15 protein-coding genes and 2 pseudogenes are annotated in these 14930 nt (G+C 46.5%); 5 read left to right on the plus strand and 12 right to left on the minus strand.

Going from position 1 to position 14930, the window contains the following annotated elements; translation table 11 throughout:
- Positions 1 to 22 precede the first annotated feature (22 nt).
- Complete coding sequence (locus DB847_RS23850) at positions 23 to 610, minus strand: GAF domain-containing protein (protein WP_108653120.1); 588 nt, start codon at positions 608 to 610, stop codon at positions 23 to 25.
- Positions 611 to 737: 127 nt separating this feature from the next.
- Between DB847_RS23850 and DB847_RS25870 the strand changes: the two are divergent.
- Positions 738 to 1004, plus strand: a pseudogene (locus tag DB847_RS25870) (hypothetical protein); the annotation flags it as partial.
- 31 nt (positions 1005 to 1035) lie between these two features.
- Here DB847_RS25870 and DB847_RS24630 read toward each other — a convergent pair.
- Positions 1036 to 1524: a hypothetical protein gene (locus DB847_RS24630; RefSeq protein WP_159084840.1), complete on the minus strand. Its 489-nt coding sequence runs from the start codon at positions 1522 to 1524 to the stop codon at positions 1036 to 1038.
- A 1069-nt stretch (positions 1525 to 2593) separates the two neighbouring features.
- On the opposite strand from DB847_RS24630, the gene DB847_RS26810 reads away from it, so the two are divergent.
- On the plus strand, positions 2594 to 2806 hold the full coding sequence (locus DB847_RS26810) for a late competence development ComFB family protein (RefSeq protein ID WP_407644474.1): 213 nt from the start codon (positions 2594 to 2596) through the stop codon (positions 2804 to 2806).
- A 58-nt stretch (positions 2807 to 2864) separates the two neighbouring features.
- Here the strand turns inward: DB847_RS26810 and DB847_RS26815 are convergent, their stop codons facing one another.
- From DB847_RS26815 to DB847_RS23910, 5 genes are all read right to left on the minus strand, one after another.
- Positions 2865 to 3215 carry a bacteriohemerythrin gene (locus tag DB847_RS26815; protein WP_108653126.1) on the minus strand — a complete coding sequence of 117 codons (351 nt, stop codon included), beginning with the start codon at positions 3213 to 3215 and terminating at the stop codon, positions 2865 to 2867.
- Between the two features lie 93 nt (positions 3216 to 3308).
- On the minus strand, positions 3309 to 4064 hold the full coding sequence (locus DB847_RS23885) for a hypothetical protein (protein WP_159084841.1): 756 nt from the start codon (positions 4062 to 4064) through the stop codon (positions 3309 to 3311).
- Between the two features lie 734 nt (positions 4065 to 4798).
- Positions 4799 to 5056 carry a hypothetical protein gene (locus DB847_RS23900; RefSeq protein WP_108653130.1) on the minus strand — a complete coding sequence of 86 codons (258 nt, stop codon included), beginning with the start codon at positions 5054 to 5056 and terminating at the stop codon, positions 4799 to 4801.
- Between the two features lie 76 nt (positions 5057 to 5132).
- Entirely contained in the window at positions 5133 to 5606 is a 474-nt protein-coding gene (locus DB847_RS23905; protein ID WP_108653131.1) for a prepilin-type N-terminal cleavage/methylation domain-containing protein, read from the minus strand.
- An 85-nt stretch (positions 5607 to 5691) separates the two neighbouring features.
- Complete coding sequence (locus DB847_RS23910) at positions 5692 to 6333, minus strand: recombinase family protein (RefSeq protein ID WP_108653132.1); 642 nt, start codon at positions 6331 to 6333, stop codon at positions 5692 to 5694.
- 160 nt (positions 6334 to 6493) lie between these two features.
- Between DB847_RS23910 and DB847_RS23915 the strand changes: the two genes are divergently transcribed.
- Positions 6494 to 8116, plus strand: coding sequence for a DUF4158 domain-containing protein (locus tag DB847_RS23915; RefSeq protein WP_108653133.1), 1623 nt, complete (start codon positions 6494 to 6496; stop codon positions 8114 to 8116).
- Between the two features lie 24 nt (positions 8117 to 8140).
- Here DB847_RS23915 and DB847_RS23920 read toward each other — a convergent pair whose 3' ends face one another.
- Together DB847_RS23920 and DB847_RS23925 are read right to left on the minus strand one after the other, a co-directional pair.
- Entirely contained in the window at positions 8141 to 8545 is a 405-nt protein-coding gene (locus DB847_RS23920) for a hypothetical protein (protein ID WP_108653134.1), read from the minus strand.
- A 35-nt stretch (positions 8546 to 8580) separates the two neighbouring features.
- Positions 8581 to 9129 (minus strand): recombinase family protein, encoded by a 549-nt coding sequence (locus DB847_RS23925; RefSeq protein ID WP_108653135.1) that lies wholly within the window; start codon positions 9127 to 9129, stop codon positions 8581 to 8583.
- Between the two features lie 161 nt (positions 9130 to 9290).
- Between DB847_RS23925 and DB847_RS23930 the strand changes: the two genes are divergently transcribed.
- Both DB847_RS23930 and DB847_RS23935 read left to right on the plus strand, forming a co-directional pair.
- A complete protein-coding gene (locus tag DB847_RS23930) occupies positions 9291 to 12296 on the plus strand; it encodes a Tn3 family transposase (RefSeq protein ID WP_108653136.1) in 3006 nt (1001 codons plus the stop codon).
- 38 nt (positions 12297 to 12334) lie between these two features.
- Positions 12335 to 13753 (plus strand): annotated as a pseudogene (locus tag DB847_RS23935) (transposase); the annotation flags it as partial.
- Between the two features lie 3 nt (positions 13754 to 13756).
- Here the strand turns inward: DB847_RS23935 and DB847_RS25245 are convergent.
- The 3 genes from DB847_RS25245 to DB847_RS23950 form a co-directional block, all read right to left on the minus strand.
- On the minus strand, positions 13757 to 13999 hold the full coding sequence (locus DB847_RS25245; RefSeq protein WP_199911898.1) for a hypothetical protein: 243 nt from the start codon (positions 13997 to 13999) through the stop codon (positions 13757 to 13759).
- Positions 14000 to 14081: 82 nt separating this feature from the next.
- Positions 14082 to 14357, minus strand: coding sequence for an HU family DNA-binding protein (locus tag DB847_RS23945; protein ID WP_108653137.1), 276 nt, complete (start codon positions 14355 to 14357; stop codon positions 14082 to 14084).
- Between the two features lie 38 nt (positions 14358 to 14395).
- Entirely contained in the window at positions 14396 to 14734 is a 339-nt protein-coding gene (locus DB847_RS23950) for a hypothetical protein (RefSeq protein ID WP_108653138.1), read from the minus strand.
- Positions 14735 to 14930: the final 196 nt, after the last annotated feature.

The following is a 14930-nucleotide window of genomic DNA, read 5'->3' on the forward strand; positions in this document are numbered from 1 at the left end:
TGTTGAGGTGATCGACATCATATTATTCGGTGATCGCCATCGCGATAATACGCATGCAGCAACAGCAGATTGGAATAATCCCTCTCAATACCTTCACCTCCTCAATGTAGTCTGAGAGCGTCCTATTTTGGTCACCTAACTCCTGATTAGCTGCGATGAGCTCCAGATGCCCCTGAATAACTTTCTTCATGCTATGCATGAGTCGCTCACAAACCTCTGAAAAATGATTCACTTTGCTATCCAGGACGCATATCGTCCCGAAGGGGGTCCTATCAGGAAGTAGGAGGGGCAACCCCAGATAAGCGATCATATTGAGCTTGATATCAGGATTATCTCTCCACCTCTCACTGTCCAAAGCGCTTCCAACATAGAGTGCATCCCCCGTTTTAATTACATACTCACAGTACAGTCCAGACTCACTGAAGTGCTCGTGATCTCCCGGGTGATAGGGGTTTCCCTCGCTCTCACTTGAAACAAAGACCTCAATATCTTCCTCAGTAAGCCTCATAATCAAGGCTGCTGGCACCTGGAGTAGCTCTGCCAGAACATTCAACATCTCCTGCCATTCATCGAGAGTTGATAACGGAACATCCAGAGGTTTGTATGCCATACGCCCTCACTCTTTGACGATCATAGAGCTTACCAGCATAAATCATGCCCAAGTGACTCTCTCATTTGACGCATCAGCCAGATAGCACGATCGTGAGCTTACAAAGAGTGTGCTCACAATTGAATAGGATCATGGCAAACTAAAACGGCTACTCAAACCGGCCCGTGAATTTCAATCCAAACGGACCGCTTATGCCATGTTCAAAGGGTTTGAGGTGATGCGAATGTTCAGAAAGGAGCTGCTGGGATCTTGGTTGTATGGTGGGGGAGCGCAGATTAAGCATACCTGGTACAACGCCAGTTTATCTTCTAAGACTACCCCACATGAGGTAGTCCTACCCGAGCTCATTTTTTGCAACGGAGCCAATAATCCTGCTGCATCTGCGGATGCATAGACAGCTCGGGTGCCTGATTGCACCCTTGTTACTATTTGATAATGACAGATATGGAAAGATCACCTGCATCCCCAGCTAAAATCACACGCGTATTTTTTGATGCAGTGCAGGACATCATATTATATGGGTATTCAACTGATATTGTTTTGTCACCAAATGATAAATAGTTCTTGTTTTTACAGTACATTCCTTTGATATTTCCCATTTTTACATTCTGATAAACAGAAACCTTTCGATAGTCCATCCCTCCTCCTTGAGTTAGGGCTCTAGAGATAAAACTAAATATTGGTGTTTTATCATGTGCACTTGAAATATCTTCACGGCGGTATAAAGACGAGTGGCTACCAATACCTAGCAGCTCATCGTTGAGCTGAATTGTAATAGGGTAACTTAGTGAGTTAGAGATCGTTATATCAGCCTTATAGCTATCTGGGATTGATAATACGGCCTTGGTGCCAGAAGCTGCATAGCAAGAAGATGCCATTAGTAAAACTGTTAATAAAGACGCTTTTTTAAACATGATTCATTTCCCTATTTTAATGAGATGGTAAACCCAACCTATATTAGTAAGCAGTGGGATATGGTCTATGTACTGCCGGAGGATTTATACAACACCTCATAGATCAATGCTTTTAGAAGAAGGTAATCCTTTGATATCTCGATAAATTCTCCCGGTGGGTGCCCTTTGTGACCCGGTTGTCCTTCTCTCTTTTTGGAAGACTTTTTCTTTCTCGTCTCATCATTCCGATGTCTTCGGCTTTTTATAGGGGGCATCACAGAAGGATTTGATGAGTTTGTGGATTCCTGGCCAGCCGTTCTTCGAGCTCAGCCAGCCTATGGTGAAGCTCAAAAACAAGTTGCTGAGCAACTTCGATTGCTCTTTGGCTGATGCAAGCCTTCTGACCAGGTTTTTTTTCATGCAGCCAGCGTGGCATCTAAAAAGGATCCATCAAGCCCAAAATGCGGAGCCGGGATGATCGTCACATACCCCCCTGAATAGCTACCTCCCCAATCTCACAAATGAGGTTTTTTGAGAGCTAGATCTGTTAGCTTGGCGTTTTCGATCGATGCCTATATGAGAGCTTTCATACACACATATAGGCATCGAACTTAGGTATTCATCCTCGGCACCTCACAAAATTTGCTCTTGAGCTTCGCTCGAAGCTCTTCTAGCCTTAAACTAAGCCCAGCATTAAGGTTAACGCCATGAAATTTCTACTTGTGTTCTTGACTCTGATTTTTCTCTCTGCAGAGGCTATGGCAGCAAGTTCGAGAGGCCTTCCTGTCCAATGGAAAGAGAGGAAATCTCGAATCATTCTTGATTCTGTATGTTATAACCATGATCACGGAAGCATTAAATACCGGAACTGCCGCTCAGAGGCTAAGAAACTCTTTACCTACAGGTGTCAATTGTACTCCGATAAGTATCAGCGTGCCCACTATCAAAAAAAACTGTACCTTACCCTGAGAGACAAGTTTTGTGATGCATCCAGAAATCTAAGAATAATTTAACTTAAGGGTAGCTATATGAAACTTAATGAAAATATACACAATCTAACCGAGGTTTTGTTATGCGCCAAATAGATAAAATGGGCCTTGAGTCTGAGTGCGACTCATTTCTCATAGATGACTTGTGCTGTATTGCGCTCAACAAGCTACCTTCAAAATACATTTGTTGCAGAGTCGATGCCATGTCACACATGACTGATAGAGAAACTCATGAGTTTGAATCAATGGTCAGCGATGTTCTCCAGCAAACTTTAGTATATTTGAAGGAAGATCGAAGGGCGCGTAAGCTTTAGACTGTTCTCTTCAAATTTATGGCCGTGGTGAGACCCATGGCCACGATTATAGTGACTGTTATTTTTTATTCTTGATAAAACTTGCATACTCAACATCTTTCTCTGAGATATGGTGGAACCACCAACGAATAAGAAATGACTCCATTCTACCAATAAACACCTGGTAATCCTCTTTACTCTTGCATTTATAGCAATCTCGATATAGTAGTTGACATGTATCTATGTAATAGTGGTGTTCATGTATATGATCTTCTGAATCAGGGTAACCATGCGATAAAAAATATTCCTCCTCTGTAGCGAAGTGGTAGGCTGCATACTCATCCAGTCTGCCAAGAAGAAAAAATAGCTTCTCCCTGATGTTTAGGTCAGAGCAGTCAAGGTTATTGAAGCCACCAATGATATTGAACATTCTTTGATGCTCTTTATCGATATCTGATATCCCAAGTACGACTGGCGTTAGCTCTTTTTAAGTCCCATGGCGCACCCTATAGCGTTAACCTTTTTAGTGTTTATTGTGAACTAAGGATTCATCAAGCTCTTTCATGAGCTTGTCTGGTACCTTTTGACTGCAGATGATATATCTGTTTTCTCCGCTTGGGATATCGCTGAAGCTAATGCTTTTGAAGTCATTAACCTGGAATGATGAATGCTTAATAAGTGTTTTTATCTCTTCCGGGGAAATAAAAAAATAATCATATCGTCTATAATAAATAAGCTCTAACATTTTCAAGTTGTCATAAGAAACCTTCTTGATAGCAGGCCTTGTTTTATCAATGAGCTTATCAATATAACTTCCATAAGAGTATCCATCTCTCATAAGAAGTTTCAGATCATGATTCAACAACGTGTCCTTGAGCTGTGTGCCATCTGAAAACCGGCTATTACTTGACTTAATTAGGGCAACCTGAGGCTTATCTCTATAAATTGGAGAACTGTATTTTGCAAATACTTCTCTTTGCGAGTTCTTAAACCAACCTAAAGCACAAGTGCATGATTCATTGCTTTTTACTCTCAATAGCTGCCTTTTGGGTGGAACTTCTTTCCAGTATACCTTGATATCCAGGGAGCTAAATGCTTTTGCCGCAGGTGTTGCTACTAATCCTACAATACCATCGGCTCTCTTCTCCATATATGGGACTCGCTCATGATACAACACATCAACACCGCGTGGACAAGTAGATAAATCATCTGCACCGGCCTTTACGGTGTAACTTGAAGCTAATAATAAAAGAAGCAAAGCTTGATTATATTTTCTCATGGCTATGTCCTACGAGTGACCTTGGGGAAGAGCTGGCATCAACCAGGATTGGCCTGCTCATAACCTGTCGCCAAAGCTTATTTGTTATAGCTGCGCGATAAAATATCACCATCCCAACCTGTTTCTTGTCGAATGACATACTGAGGCTGTATAGCTCGTGAAGGGTCTTTGATGCTTGCTGAGCAGTGAGACCTGTTGTCTCTGCAACCTCCGCAATAGACATCCAGCACCTCTGCTCTTCTAGCAGATCTCTTACCTTCGTTCTATTGCAGCAAGTGTCGAGGGTATAATTATTTTTATTCATCACAGTACCCCGCATGGTCTCCAGTCTGCGAATGATGCTGTATACGCTGTGACCTGAGTAGTTATCTTGCTTAGTTTCCGGGACTCTTTGAGGAAATTATGCTTATAATCTCCCGGACATAAGCGCACTCACAGAAAGCTTCACACCGGTTTAACTGGTTTTCATCCTGACAATAGAGAGGGCAGTCTGAGCCACCTCTTTTTCTATCAGGGTAGACTACCCCGGTATAGAGGTCCCTAAAATCTGACACTTCAATGGCCAATGTTGAGTTGCACCCACTTCTATGGTGCGTGAACAAAAACAGGCCATGCTCAAGCCTTTCAAAGTCTGCCTTATAGCCATTTAGCTTGATCTGTGGATCATCCAGAAAATCGGCTCGGGTTTCCCACCGGTGTTGACACATTGCGCACTGCTTAAACAAATGGCTTCCTTATTCCTGAATATTGTGGATCCTGAAGCTCACTTGCTCTCCCTGCGAGATCATCGGCATAGAAGCTGGGCTGTTATAGCGACTTAGAAGTCCAGGGATCACTGAGACAACCTTACCGATAAGGTTTTCTTCTTTCTTCTCAATAATATCGACTAGGCAACAGATGCTCTCGCTGTCAGCGCTAAGCCAAACGGAATCCCCAATATCAGGTGATTCAAAAGAGGCCTTATAATGTGTATCCCATTTCAATGAATTCATTTATTTTGTTCTCAATCAGGTGCGCTGTGAAAAATTGAGCAAGAAACAAGCCAGAAAGCCCCTTTCGGGGCTTTTATCAGCTACATACGAGAGGATTTGGGATAGAAACTGCAGCCTTTTGCCTGCTTGTTGCCGCGGTATAAGTAATGGTGCAGGTTTTAGCTGTAGCAGCAGAGACGGCCTTGGGGGCCAGGGTCACCTTATGGCCAGATGCCTTGACGTTCCAATCTTCCAGGTTGACTCCCACAAGGTAATCAATCCCTTTGGTATTTCCTTTACTAACTGTCGCGGATGGATATCCATAGGCTAACCCCAGGGTATCTCCATCCATATCAATTGTTCCCTTAGCGGCTGTTTGCCCTTCGGAGATAGCCAGGACATGAACCAGGGCTGTACTCCGCTGAAGTTGATTGTATGTCTCTTTGACAACCGCGTTGCGTGCATTATCGACTGAGCGAGTGGTATAGTAAGTTCCAGCAGTGGCCAGTATCCCAAGAACAACCACAACGATCACCAGCTCTACAATGGTAAAACCTTTGGTCCCTTTCATTTCTGTCTCCCTAATCAGATATGACTTCCTTTGTACCGCTCCAGAATACCACTGCTTTAGACGCCATTGTAGACCCTTATGAGGCTCATTTTACCGAGTCGAGTTCATGCTTTTTTTGAATTCGGCATACCTGTGACCGGCTATACCCTGTTGCATCAGCTGTTTCAGTGATGCTCAACTTTTTTACCCGGCGGTAATATATGACTTTTTGGTGTCTCTCTGTATCGGGAGCTCTCCCCTGGTATTTCCCAAGGGATTTTGCCCGAATAATCCCCTGTTTTTGGCGAGACTGCCTGGTCAGGTAGTCTTTCCTTGCCATTGCCGCCATCAGATCAATAAGCATATTATTGATGGCGGCAAGGACAGCTTTTGTGACGGGATCATCGCCGTGGATCCTCTGGCTCTCAAGAGCTGTCCAAGAGGTTGGGATGTCGAGGCTGACAATCCTTAGCCCCCTTTCATCTATCATCTTTTTCAGAGATTTCCAGTCGCTATCATTTAACCGAGTCAATCGGTCTATCTGCTCAACGAGCAGTACGTCATTTTTTTGAGTGTCGCGTAATAACCTCTGAAGCTCCGGACGATCCAGAACGGCACCACTTTGATTTTCAATGTAATAGCTTGCAATCTTCTGATTATTGCTGTTTACAAACTCATCCAGGGATTGTCTGGCGCGCTCGGAGTCTTGCTCGTCGGTAGACGCTCTCAAATAGGCACGAATGAACATTTTTTACCCAGCTCGTCGCATTTAAGTAGTGTCACAGTAGGTTATCGCATTTAGGTGGTCTTATTAAGTGATTAGCCCTCCTGTTTACCTGGTCGCATTAGGGAGTACCCAAATACCACCATCTGATAAGATACCTCGCTTTAACTTTCAGAGATGTGCCATGTCTTCAAGGCGACAGAGCCGAATCCAGATCCTAACCTCCGATGAGATCGATGATTTATACAAACTGCCGGAATTCAACCAATCGGAGCGAGAAGAGTATTTTGGCCTGGATGACAATATCCAGGCCATTGTCAGCTCCATGGACAAACTTGAAACCAGGATCTATTTCATCCTTCTGCTTGGCTACTTCCGTGCCAAGCCTGTGATCCCCAAATTTCATCTGAGAGAAGTCAGGCAAGATGTGAAGTATATCTGTCACGCCTACTTTGCCGGCCGTAAGCCGGCACTCATTCCACTGGCTAAAAGCACCCGGCACAAGCTGGTTAATCAAGTGATATCTCTACTTGGGTTCAAGATTCTCAGTAATGAGGGACAGGGTGAGTTGATGTGCCGGCTTAGAGATGTAGCAACGATCACCACAGACCCAAGGTATATATTTGACGAAAGTCTGGCATTTTTCAGTCAGCGACGTATCGCTTTACCTGGATACACAACGATTCAGGCACTAATAACAGAAGCATTGAGTGATGAGCGGCAACGAACCGAGCAAGTCTTATCGCAGATGATATCGGAGTCAGTTGAAAGCTGTCTGCTGAAAATTATGAATAGCAGAGGCCTTCTCAACAGCCTATCTGGATACAAGGGTTCAGCAAGGGGAATCACTCCCTCAGAACTTGATCGGGAGTTACATACGCATCAAGTGATTAAGGAGATCTACCCTGAGCTTAAGGAGCTAATTGGTGCCCTGAAACTATCCAGAGGAAACCTGGCTTACTATGCCTCGATAGTTAAGCATCGTTCCATCACTAAGCTACGGAGAGCCCCAAAATGGCAAGGCCTCCTATACCTGAGCTGTTATCTGTATTTTCGTTACCGGGAGACCAATGACAAGCTGGTTATCGCATTTTCCAGCCTGGTAAAAAAGCATAATAATTCAGCCAAGGACTACGCCAATAAAAAGGTTGCAGAGGAGCTTGAGGTGATCCGCACTAAGCTCAAGTATGCAGGCAGTGTTCTGCGCCTGTTTGTGGATAGTAAGGTTGAAGATACCACTCCATTTGGAGATGTACGGCAACAAGCTTTCGATCTCATCTCGGAGCAGGATATCCAGATGATCAGCCATCATCTGGATAAGAATGACTTTGATCGCTCTGCCTATCGGTGGGAGTACACTGATCAGCAATCCCGTAAAATATCAGGCTCTCTGCGTAAGCTATTTCTTGCTCTTGATATCGAGTGCATAGCAGGATTAACTCTGCTTTCACAACAGCTCTCTACAGCGAAGAATGAGCTCAAGAAAGGGAAGTTAAAGCATGCTGATAAACGGCTTATCAAACCATCTGATCGGCCCAGCCTTATCCAGGAAGGTCAGGTTAATCTGAAGCGCTTCGAGTTTTATTTATACAGCCGAGTGGTTGCGATGCTCGACAGTGACAGGGTTTATATCAGTGAAAGTGAGCAAAGTCAGCGCCTGAAGGATGATCTGATCCCCGAAGACATTTGGGATAAAGATCGAGCAGACTTGGTATTGAAAACAGGGTTGGAGCGCCTGATTACTCCCATACATGCCACCCTGGATGAGTTGGATTCAAAGCTTAATTCTCTTCGAATCGGGGTTTGAAGTCCAATGGAACGAAAACGTACGCTAAGGATGGCCGCTGAACCTGAGCCACTTCACGTTTCCCTTGACTGGAGGCAGGGCTAGCTGTTTCCGCAGATCCATTCGTAGAGAGTTAATTAATGGATCAAGCTCAAACGAACCACCATTTGCAACATCATCGGCCAATTTATGGGCCATAGATATTTGCTCTTCGGATCCAAACAACTGTATATCTGACAGTGTCTCTTCTAGTGCAACTCTATTTTCATTTGTAGACTCTCGATGAGAGACATCATTAGTTAGTGTTCGATATGCTTGTATCAAGTACTCGGTAGAGAGATCTCTTCTCTTGCTCCTTATATCCCTCCGGGACGTAAAGTAATGAGCGACGATCCAGCCAATCGCAGCGATGGTGACCATAATAATTATTTTGACTATGTCGATTATCATTACCCTCTCCCTGGATAATCAGTGATTATTATCAGCTAAGAGCTACTTAGTACCTTGTACACCGTTGAGCGACCTATACCCAAGGTTTTAGCTATCGCTGAGGCCCCCATACCTGCCTCGTGCAGTTCTTTAACCCTCGGTCGATCTACTGTTGGCTTGCGACCAAATCGCACTCCTCTAGCTTTAGCCTCTAGCCGTCCCTCATTTGTACGCTCTAGGATACGCTGACCTTCAGCTTGAGCTACAGCAGATAGAATAGTAACGACCATCTTTCCCATAGATCCTTCAGTGCTAATTCCATCATCTAGAAATCTGATGGGGACCTTCATGCTGTCAAACTCTTTGATTAACTGGATCATGTCTGCTGTATCACGGCCTAAGCGGTCCAGTTTTTTTACCAGGACAACATCTCCTTCCTCTACTTTTAATCGGAGCATTTCAAGGCCTTGCCTATTCACATGGCTACCGGATTCTTTGTCGGTAAAAATTCTATTTGCTCGAACACCCTCGGCCTTAAGAGCTGTGATTTGTGCATCAAGCGACTGCTGACTAGTTGAGACGCGTGCATACCCAAAAAGTCTCATAGAAACGTCTCCTAAATCGAATAATAGAAAAGCCGTCTATTAAGTTGGTTTTTACGAATTAATAGACAGTCTATTCGTCCCACTTTATGATGTCTACAAAGTTATAAATTATTAGACACTGAAGCCATTCTCATTCTGACCAGCTTTACTTGGGGAGTCTCATGCCCGTCGATTTTTTGACCTCAGAACAGAAAGCCAGCTATGGCCAATTCTCGGGCGAGCCAAATGAAGTCCAGTTGGCCCGTTACTTTCACCTGGATGAAGTCGACCTTGCCTTTATCAATAAGCGGCGCGGTAATCAAAACCGTTTCGGTGTCGCTTTGCAGATGGGCTGCGTTCGATTTCTGGGATCCTTCCTCTCCGATCTGTCACTGGTGCCGGGCAACGCCCAATGGTTTGTTGCCCGACAGCTTGGACTTACTGATGTCGCGATATTGTCTACCTATGCACAACGGGAGACTACTCGGAGGGAACACACTGCATTGATCCGGAGTCAATACCAATATCGGGAATTCACGTGGCCGTGGTCGTTTCGATTAAGCCGTTTGCTCTACACGCGCAGCTGGATCAGTAACGAGAGGCCCAGCCTGCTTTTCGATCTGGCCACCGGCTGGCTCATCCAGAATAAAATCCTTTTGCCCGGAGCTTCCACATTGACGCGCTTGATTTCCGAAGTGCGCGAACGGGCCACTAATCGATTATGGCAACGGTTGTCGGAGTTGCCAACTCCGGAGCAAACCGTCAAGCTTGAGACGTTGCTCCAAATCCCGGAGGGATCAAGAACCTCCCGCTTTGACCGCTACCGCAAAGGGCCAGTCACCATCAGCGGACCTGCTTTTAACGAAGCAGTTAACCGTTATCAGGAGCTGAGGGCCTTCGGCATGCGGGGCTTAGATTTTACTGGCATTCCGCCTGTGCGTTTCAAAAACATCGCCCGCCACGCAGGAATGATTTCCATGCACAAAATAGCCCGCATGCCGGAGAGTAAACGCACCGCAATTTTGGTGGCCTTCACCAAGGCGTATGAGACTATCGCTCTCGATGAGGCCCTGGATGTGCTGGATTTACTGATCACCTATATCGCCGCTGAGGCAAAAAAGCTGGGTCAGAAAAAGCGGCTGAGGACGCTGAAAGATCTGGATAAATCCGCGATGGCCCTGGCGAAGGTTTGTGCCCTGATACTCAATGAAAGTATGCAGGACGAGCTGCTGAGATCAGCAATCTTTGCCAGAATGCCACGTGAAAAACTGGAAGAATCCATTGCCACCGTCCATGAACTTGCCCGTCCATACGACGATAACTTTCAGGATGAAATGGTTGAACAGTATGGCCGGGTCCGACGCTTCTTGCCGAAATTACTGCGTGATATTGAATTCAAAGCAGCTCCGGCAGGCAAAGCTACTCTGGAAGCCCATCAATATCTTGCTGGCTTGCTAGAATCGCGTAAGCAGCTATTGGAAGATGCTCCGCTGGATATCGTATCCAACCCCTGGAAGCGCCTAGTGTTTGACAAAGAAGAGCGGGTGACCAAACGAGGTTATACACTGTGCTTTCTTGATAGGCTGCAAGACAGTCTGCGCCGCCGAGATGTCTACGTCGAGAACAGTGATCGCTGGGGTGATCCGAGGGCCAAGCTGTTGCAAGGCACTGAATGGCAGGTCAACCGAATTCAGGTCTGCCGGTCACTTGGTCACCCACTGAACCCCAAGGAAGCCATTGATGGCCTGGTGCGCCAACTGGACGCAACTTACAAGCAGGTAGCCGAGAACTTTGATGACAACAAGACGGTTGAGCTGGATCTGTCAGGCAAACGGCCCACACTAACGATTACCCACTTTGACAAGCTCGATGAGCCACCCAGTCTAACCTTGTTATCCCAACAGGTTGAAGCCTTACTTCCCAGCGTGGATCTTACGGAGCTGCTGCTGGAGATCCATGCCCATACCGGTTTCGCCGACGAGTTTACCCATGTCAGCGAATCAAACGCCCGCGCCGAGGACCTAGCCGTAAGTGTTTGCGCGGTCCTATTGGCGGAGGCCTGCAACATTGGTCTGGAGCCTTTGATCAAGCACCAGGTGCCTGCGTTAACCCGGCATCGGTTGAATTGGGTCAAGCAAAATTACCTGCGGGCCGAAACGTTGGTGAAGGCCAACGCCAAACTTGTGGACTACCAATCCACTTTGACCTTGGCCAGAAAATGGGGCGGTGGTGAGGTGGCTTCCGCCGACGGCATGCGGTTTGTCACTCCCATCCGAACCCTCAATGCCGGACCGAACCGGAAATACTTTGGCTCTAGCCGCGGGATTACCTGGTACAACTTCATCTCGGATCAATTCTCCGGCTTTCACGGCATTGTCGTTCCTGGAACGCTGCGTGACTCCATCTTTGTTCTAGAAGGTTTACTGGAACAGCAAACTGGATTGAACCCAGTAGAGATCATGACCGATACTGCAGGCACCAGTGACATGGTGTTTGGACTGTTTTGGCTGCTGGGTTATCAGTTTTCACCGCGCCTGGCGGATGCCGGTGAGTCTGTATTCTGGCGCGTGGACAAGACCACTAACTATGGTGTATTGGATGAGTTAGCCCGAAGTTGTGTCAGTACGTACAAGATCGAGCAGCATTGGGACGACATGATGCGCATCGCCGGTTCTCTCAAACTGGGTACCGTGCAGGCATCCGAGCTAATCCGATCGCTACTGAAAAGTGATCGTCCTTCCAGCCTGGCACAAGCCATTATTGAAGCAGGCCGGATCAACAAAACCCTGTATCTGCTGAACTATGTGGATGATGAAGACTATCGCCGCCGAATCCTGACCCAATTGAATCGTGGCGAAGGCCGTCACGCAGTCGCCCGTGCCATCTGCCACGGGCAGCGCGGTGAGATACGGAAGCGGTACAGGGAGGGTCAAGAAGATCAATTGGGCGCACTGGGTTTGGTTACCAATGCTCTGGTGCTGTGGAACACTATTTACATGCAGGCTGCCCTGGATCACTTACGGCAACAGGGTGAGGACGTGAAAGAAGAGGACGAAGCCAGATTATCCCCACTCAGTCATAAGCATGTGAACATGCTGGGCAACTACTCGTTTACCCTTGCGGAGCAGGTGCTGAATGGGCAGCTCAGGCCCTTAAAACAGCCGTCTGAGCTACAAGAATGGACTTAGCGTACGTTTTCGTTCCATTGGACTTCAAACCCCGAATCCGTGTGAGTTCCAGTATTAGCTCTGATGCCAATGATTTTGTTAAGTTACAGCCCAGAACAAACAGGCTAACCTGGAGCTTAGCCAGCAAGCGCTGGAAATCAGATCTGAATAATCCTGTATACACTCAGGCGCAACACCTGGGGATCATTGAGATCATGAACTACGTCAACCAGAAAACAGGGTATCTCTCTGCTTTCGGTGCGATAGCATCCCGTAAGAAGAGCGCTACTGCGATGGAAGAGGATCTCATCGGTTGCATATTTGGGAACGGAGCAAACTATGGGCTTCACCGGATGGCCTCTATCTCAGATCGAAATCTTGGCTCGCTTCGGGGGGTCAACGATACCTATATTCGGCCAGAGACGACCGGGGCGGCAAACGATATTATCTCAAACGCCATCGCCAAACTGCCCATTTTTCGCTACTACACCATCAATGAGGAGGCCCCATTTGGAAGCATTGATGGACAAAAACACCGCTGCCGGATCAATACGTTCAAAGCTCGCTACTCAGCCAAATATTTTCAGACAGGGAAAGGAGTTTCAGCTCTCACTCTCGTCGTCAATCATGTTCCCGTAAACGCCACTGTCAATGCACCCAATGAGTACGAGGGGCACTTTGCCTTTGATTTGTTATACAACAATAGCTCTGAGGTGCAACCGAAGTCGCTGGCAACAGATACCCACGGGGTCAACAGTGTAAACTTTGCGATCCTCGATATCTTTGGGTATCAATTTGCGCCACGCTATGCCAAGTTCAAGCGGGTCTTTGAAGAGATGTTCGAGGTAACCTTTGGAGATAAGCTCATGATATCCCTCCGTAAGCCGATCAATCGCAAGCTGATAGAGCAAGAGTGGGGGAATATTCAGCATATTATCTGTTCTCTAAGCCGAAAATCGACGAGCCAAAGCACTATCATCAAAAAGCTGGCTAATGATAAGCGGAAGAGCAAAACCCTTGTTGCTTTACGGGAGTATGACCGGCTGATAAAGAGCCTATATCTCCTGGAGTATGCTGACAATATTACCCTCAGGCAGTTTGTCCAGCAGGCTTTAAATCGAGGAGAAGCGTACCATCAGCTAAGGAGAGTGATTGCTTCTGTGAATGGTAACCAATTCCGGGGCGGCGATGATTACCAGGTTGAGCAGTGGAATGACTGTGCGCGATTAATAGCCAACTGCATTATTTACTACAACTCAGCACTACTCTCCGGCCTGGTTGAAAAATATGAAGAGCAAGGTGATCAACAGGCAATAGATATCCTAACCAATCTGTCCCCAGTGGCCTGGAACCATATCCAGCTCGCGGGAAACTACAGGTTTGCTGAACAGAAAGAAACCTTTACTATTGAAAGCGTACTGGAAGGCATCAACCCTATACTTGATCCAGTACGACCGGATGAACCACTAGCCGCCTAGTTTTTAATATGTAACATGCTGAAAGTTAAAGGCTTTCAGCATTTGAGTGAACTTTCCGGTGAAATGGCAGCAAAACCCCAAGATATGACCATCTTCATCAACAGCAAAAACGCCTGGTCGTTCGTGCCCTGCATCCCGCAAACAGTTTTTCCAACCATACGCCTGATCTTCGTATATCAGAACGACACCGCCCTGTCTGTTAAACTGTTCCCGATACTCGGCTGCAACATCCCGCAGGTGATCCATTATTTGCCTCCCACATACTTATGCCATCATACCTATTGTCGTATTCTAAACATGAGTTAGCTCATCCATGAGCTTAACGGCACTACCCATTGACTGCGTCTTTCAGGCTTTTGCCCGGCTTGAATGCTGGCACCTTAGCTGCAGCTATCTGGATTGACTCCCCTGTTTGAGGGTTTCGGCCTTCACGCGCTGAGCGCTCTCGTACTTCGAAAGCACCAAACCCCGGGAGCTCAACACGCTCACCAAGAGCCAGCGCAGACTCGATGGATGAAAGTGCCGCATCCAGAACGGCTTTCGCCTGGGTCTGATTCACCTCTGATTTTGCAGCGATTGCCGCAATTAGCTGCTTCTTGTTCATCTGTTCCCCTTAAATTTTAAAACAGTTGGCTTGTGACGTTAATCTTTGTGAAGGATCTCGATTGCCTCTGACAGAGTACAGCCCTCTTTATCTGCCACCCCTTTCAAAATCTTATAGGCATCCTGGTTGATCGATATTGTGACCGGCTGCGCCGCCTTGCGGTGCCTCTTCATCCGAAGCATTGTTTTAAGTCGCCGCCACTGTAGCCGGTTGAGATAGCATTCACACCAGATATTCAGTTCTTGGGGGGACTCATAACCGATCTCCCTTAAGCCTTTGAATCGCTCATCAAAGTGGCCTGATTGCGTTTCATCCCCCCAGAACTCGTCCGCTCTCGGATGCTTACTTGTATCCAGAAGGTAGGAAAAGGCCCGCATAGAGTCTTCTGTGGATGTGAGCTGAAATCTTGGCCGCGGCATAATCAAAACCTGAAAGAGTTTGCTTGTGACCAAAATGATAGAGTCAACGTGTGACGCTTTCAAGATCTTTTTCTTATTCATGTCTGGTATGAATAAGTGGTGAGGTTAGGATCTCTTAAGCGAGGATGGCTCTTGTGTGGATAAATGCTCTCGC

This window comes from Dongshaea marina, from assembly GCF_003072645.1.
GTDB classification, from domain to species: domain Bacteria; phylum Pseudomonadota; class Gammaproteobacteria; order Enterobacterales; family Aeromonadaceae; genus Dongshaea; species Dongshaea marina.

Coding starts and splice junctions, on each gene's coding strand:
- DB847_RS23915 (WP_108653133.1), top strand. CDS start 6,494: ATGTCTTCAAGGCGACAGAGCCGAATCCAGATCCTAACCTCCGATGAG.
- DB847_RS23930 (WP_108653136.1), top strand. CDS start 9,291: ATGCCCGTCGATTTTTTGACCTCAGAACAGAAAGCCAGCTATGGCCAA.
- DB847_RS25245 (WP_199911898.1), bottom strand. CDS start 13,999: ATGGATCACCTGCGGGATGTTGCAGCCGAGTATCGGGAACAGTTTAAC.
- DB847_RS23925 (WP_108653135.1), bottom strand. CDS start 9,129: ATGAGACTTTTTGGGTATGCACGCGTCTCAACTAGTCAGCAGTCGCTT.
- DB847_RS26815 (WP_108653126.1), bottom strand. CDS start 3,215: ATGTTCAATATCATTGGTGGCTTCAATAACCTTGACTGCTCTGACCTA.
- DB847_RS23905 (WP_108653131.1), bottom strand. CDS start 5,606: ATGAAAGGGACCAAAGGTTTTACCATTGTAGAGCTGGTGATCGTTGTG.
- DB847_RS23885 (WP_159084841.1), bottom strand. CDS start 4,064: ATGAGAAAATATAATCAAGCTTTGCTTCTTTTATTATTAGCTTCAAGT.
- DB847_RS23920 (WP_108653134.1), bottom strand. CDS start 8,545: ATGATAATCGACATAGTCAAAATAATTATTATGGTCACCATCGCTGCG.
- DB847_RS24630 (WP_159084840.1), bottom strand. CDS start 1,524: ATGTTTAAAAAAGCGTCTTTATTAACAGTTTTACTAATGGCATCTTCT.
- DB847_RS26810 (WP_407644474.1), top strand. CDS start 2,594: ATGGGCCTTGAGTCTGAGTGCGACTCATTTCTCATAGATGACTTGTGC.
- DB847_RS23945 (WP_108653137.1), bottom strand. CDS start 14,357: ATGAACAAGAAGCAGCTAATTGCGGCAATCGCTGCAAAATCAGAGGTG.
- DB847_RS23850 (WP_108653120.1), bottom strand. CDS start 610: ATGGCATACAAACCTCTGGATGTTCCGTTATCAACTCTCGATGAATGG.
- DB847_RS23950 (WP_108653138.1), bottom strand. CDS start 14,734: ATGCGGGCCTTTTCCTACCTTCTGGATACAAGTAAGCATCCGAGAGCG.
- DB847_RS23910 (WP_108653132.1), bottom strand. CDS start 6,333: ATGTTCATTCGTGCCTATTTGAGAGCGTCTACCGACGAGCAAGACTCC.
- DB847_RS23900 (WP_108653130.1), bottom strand. CDS start 5,056: ATGAATTCATTGAAATGGGATACACATTATAAGGCCTCTTTTGAATCA.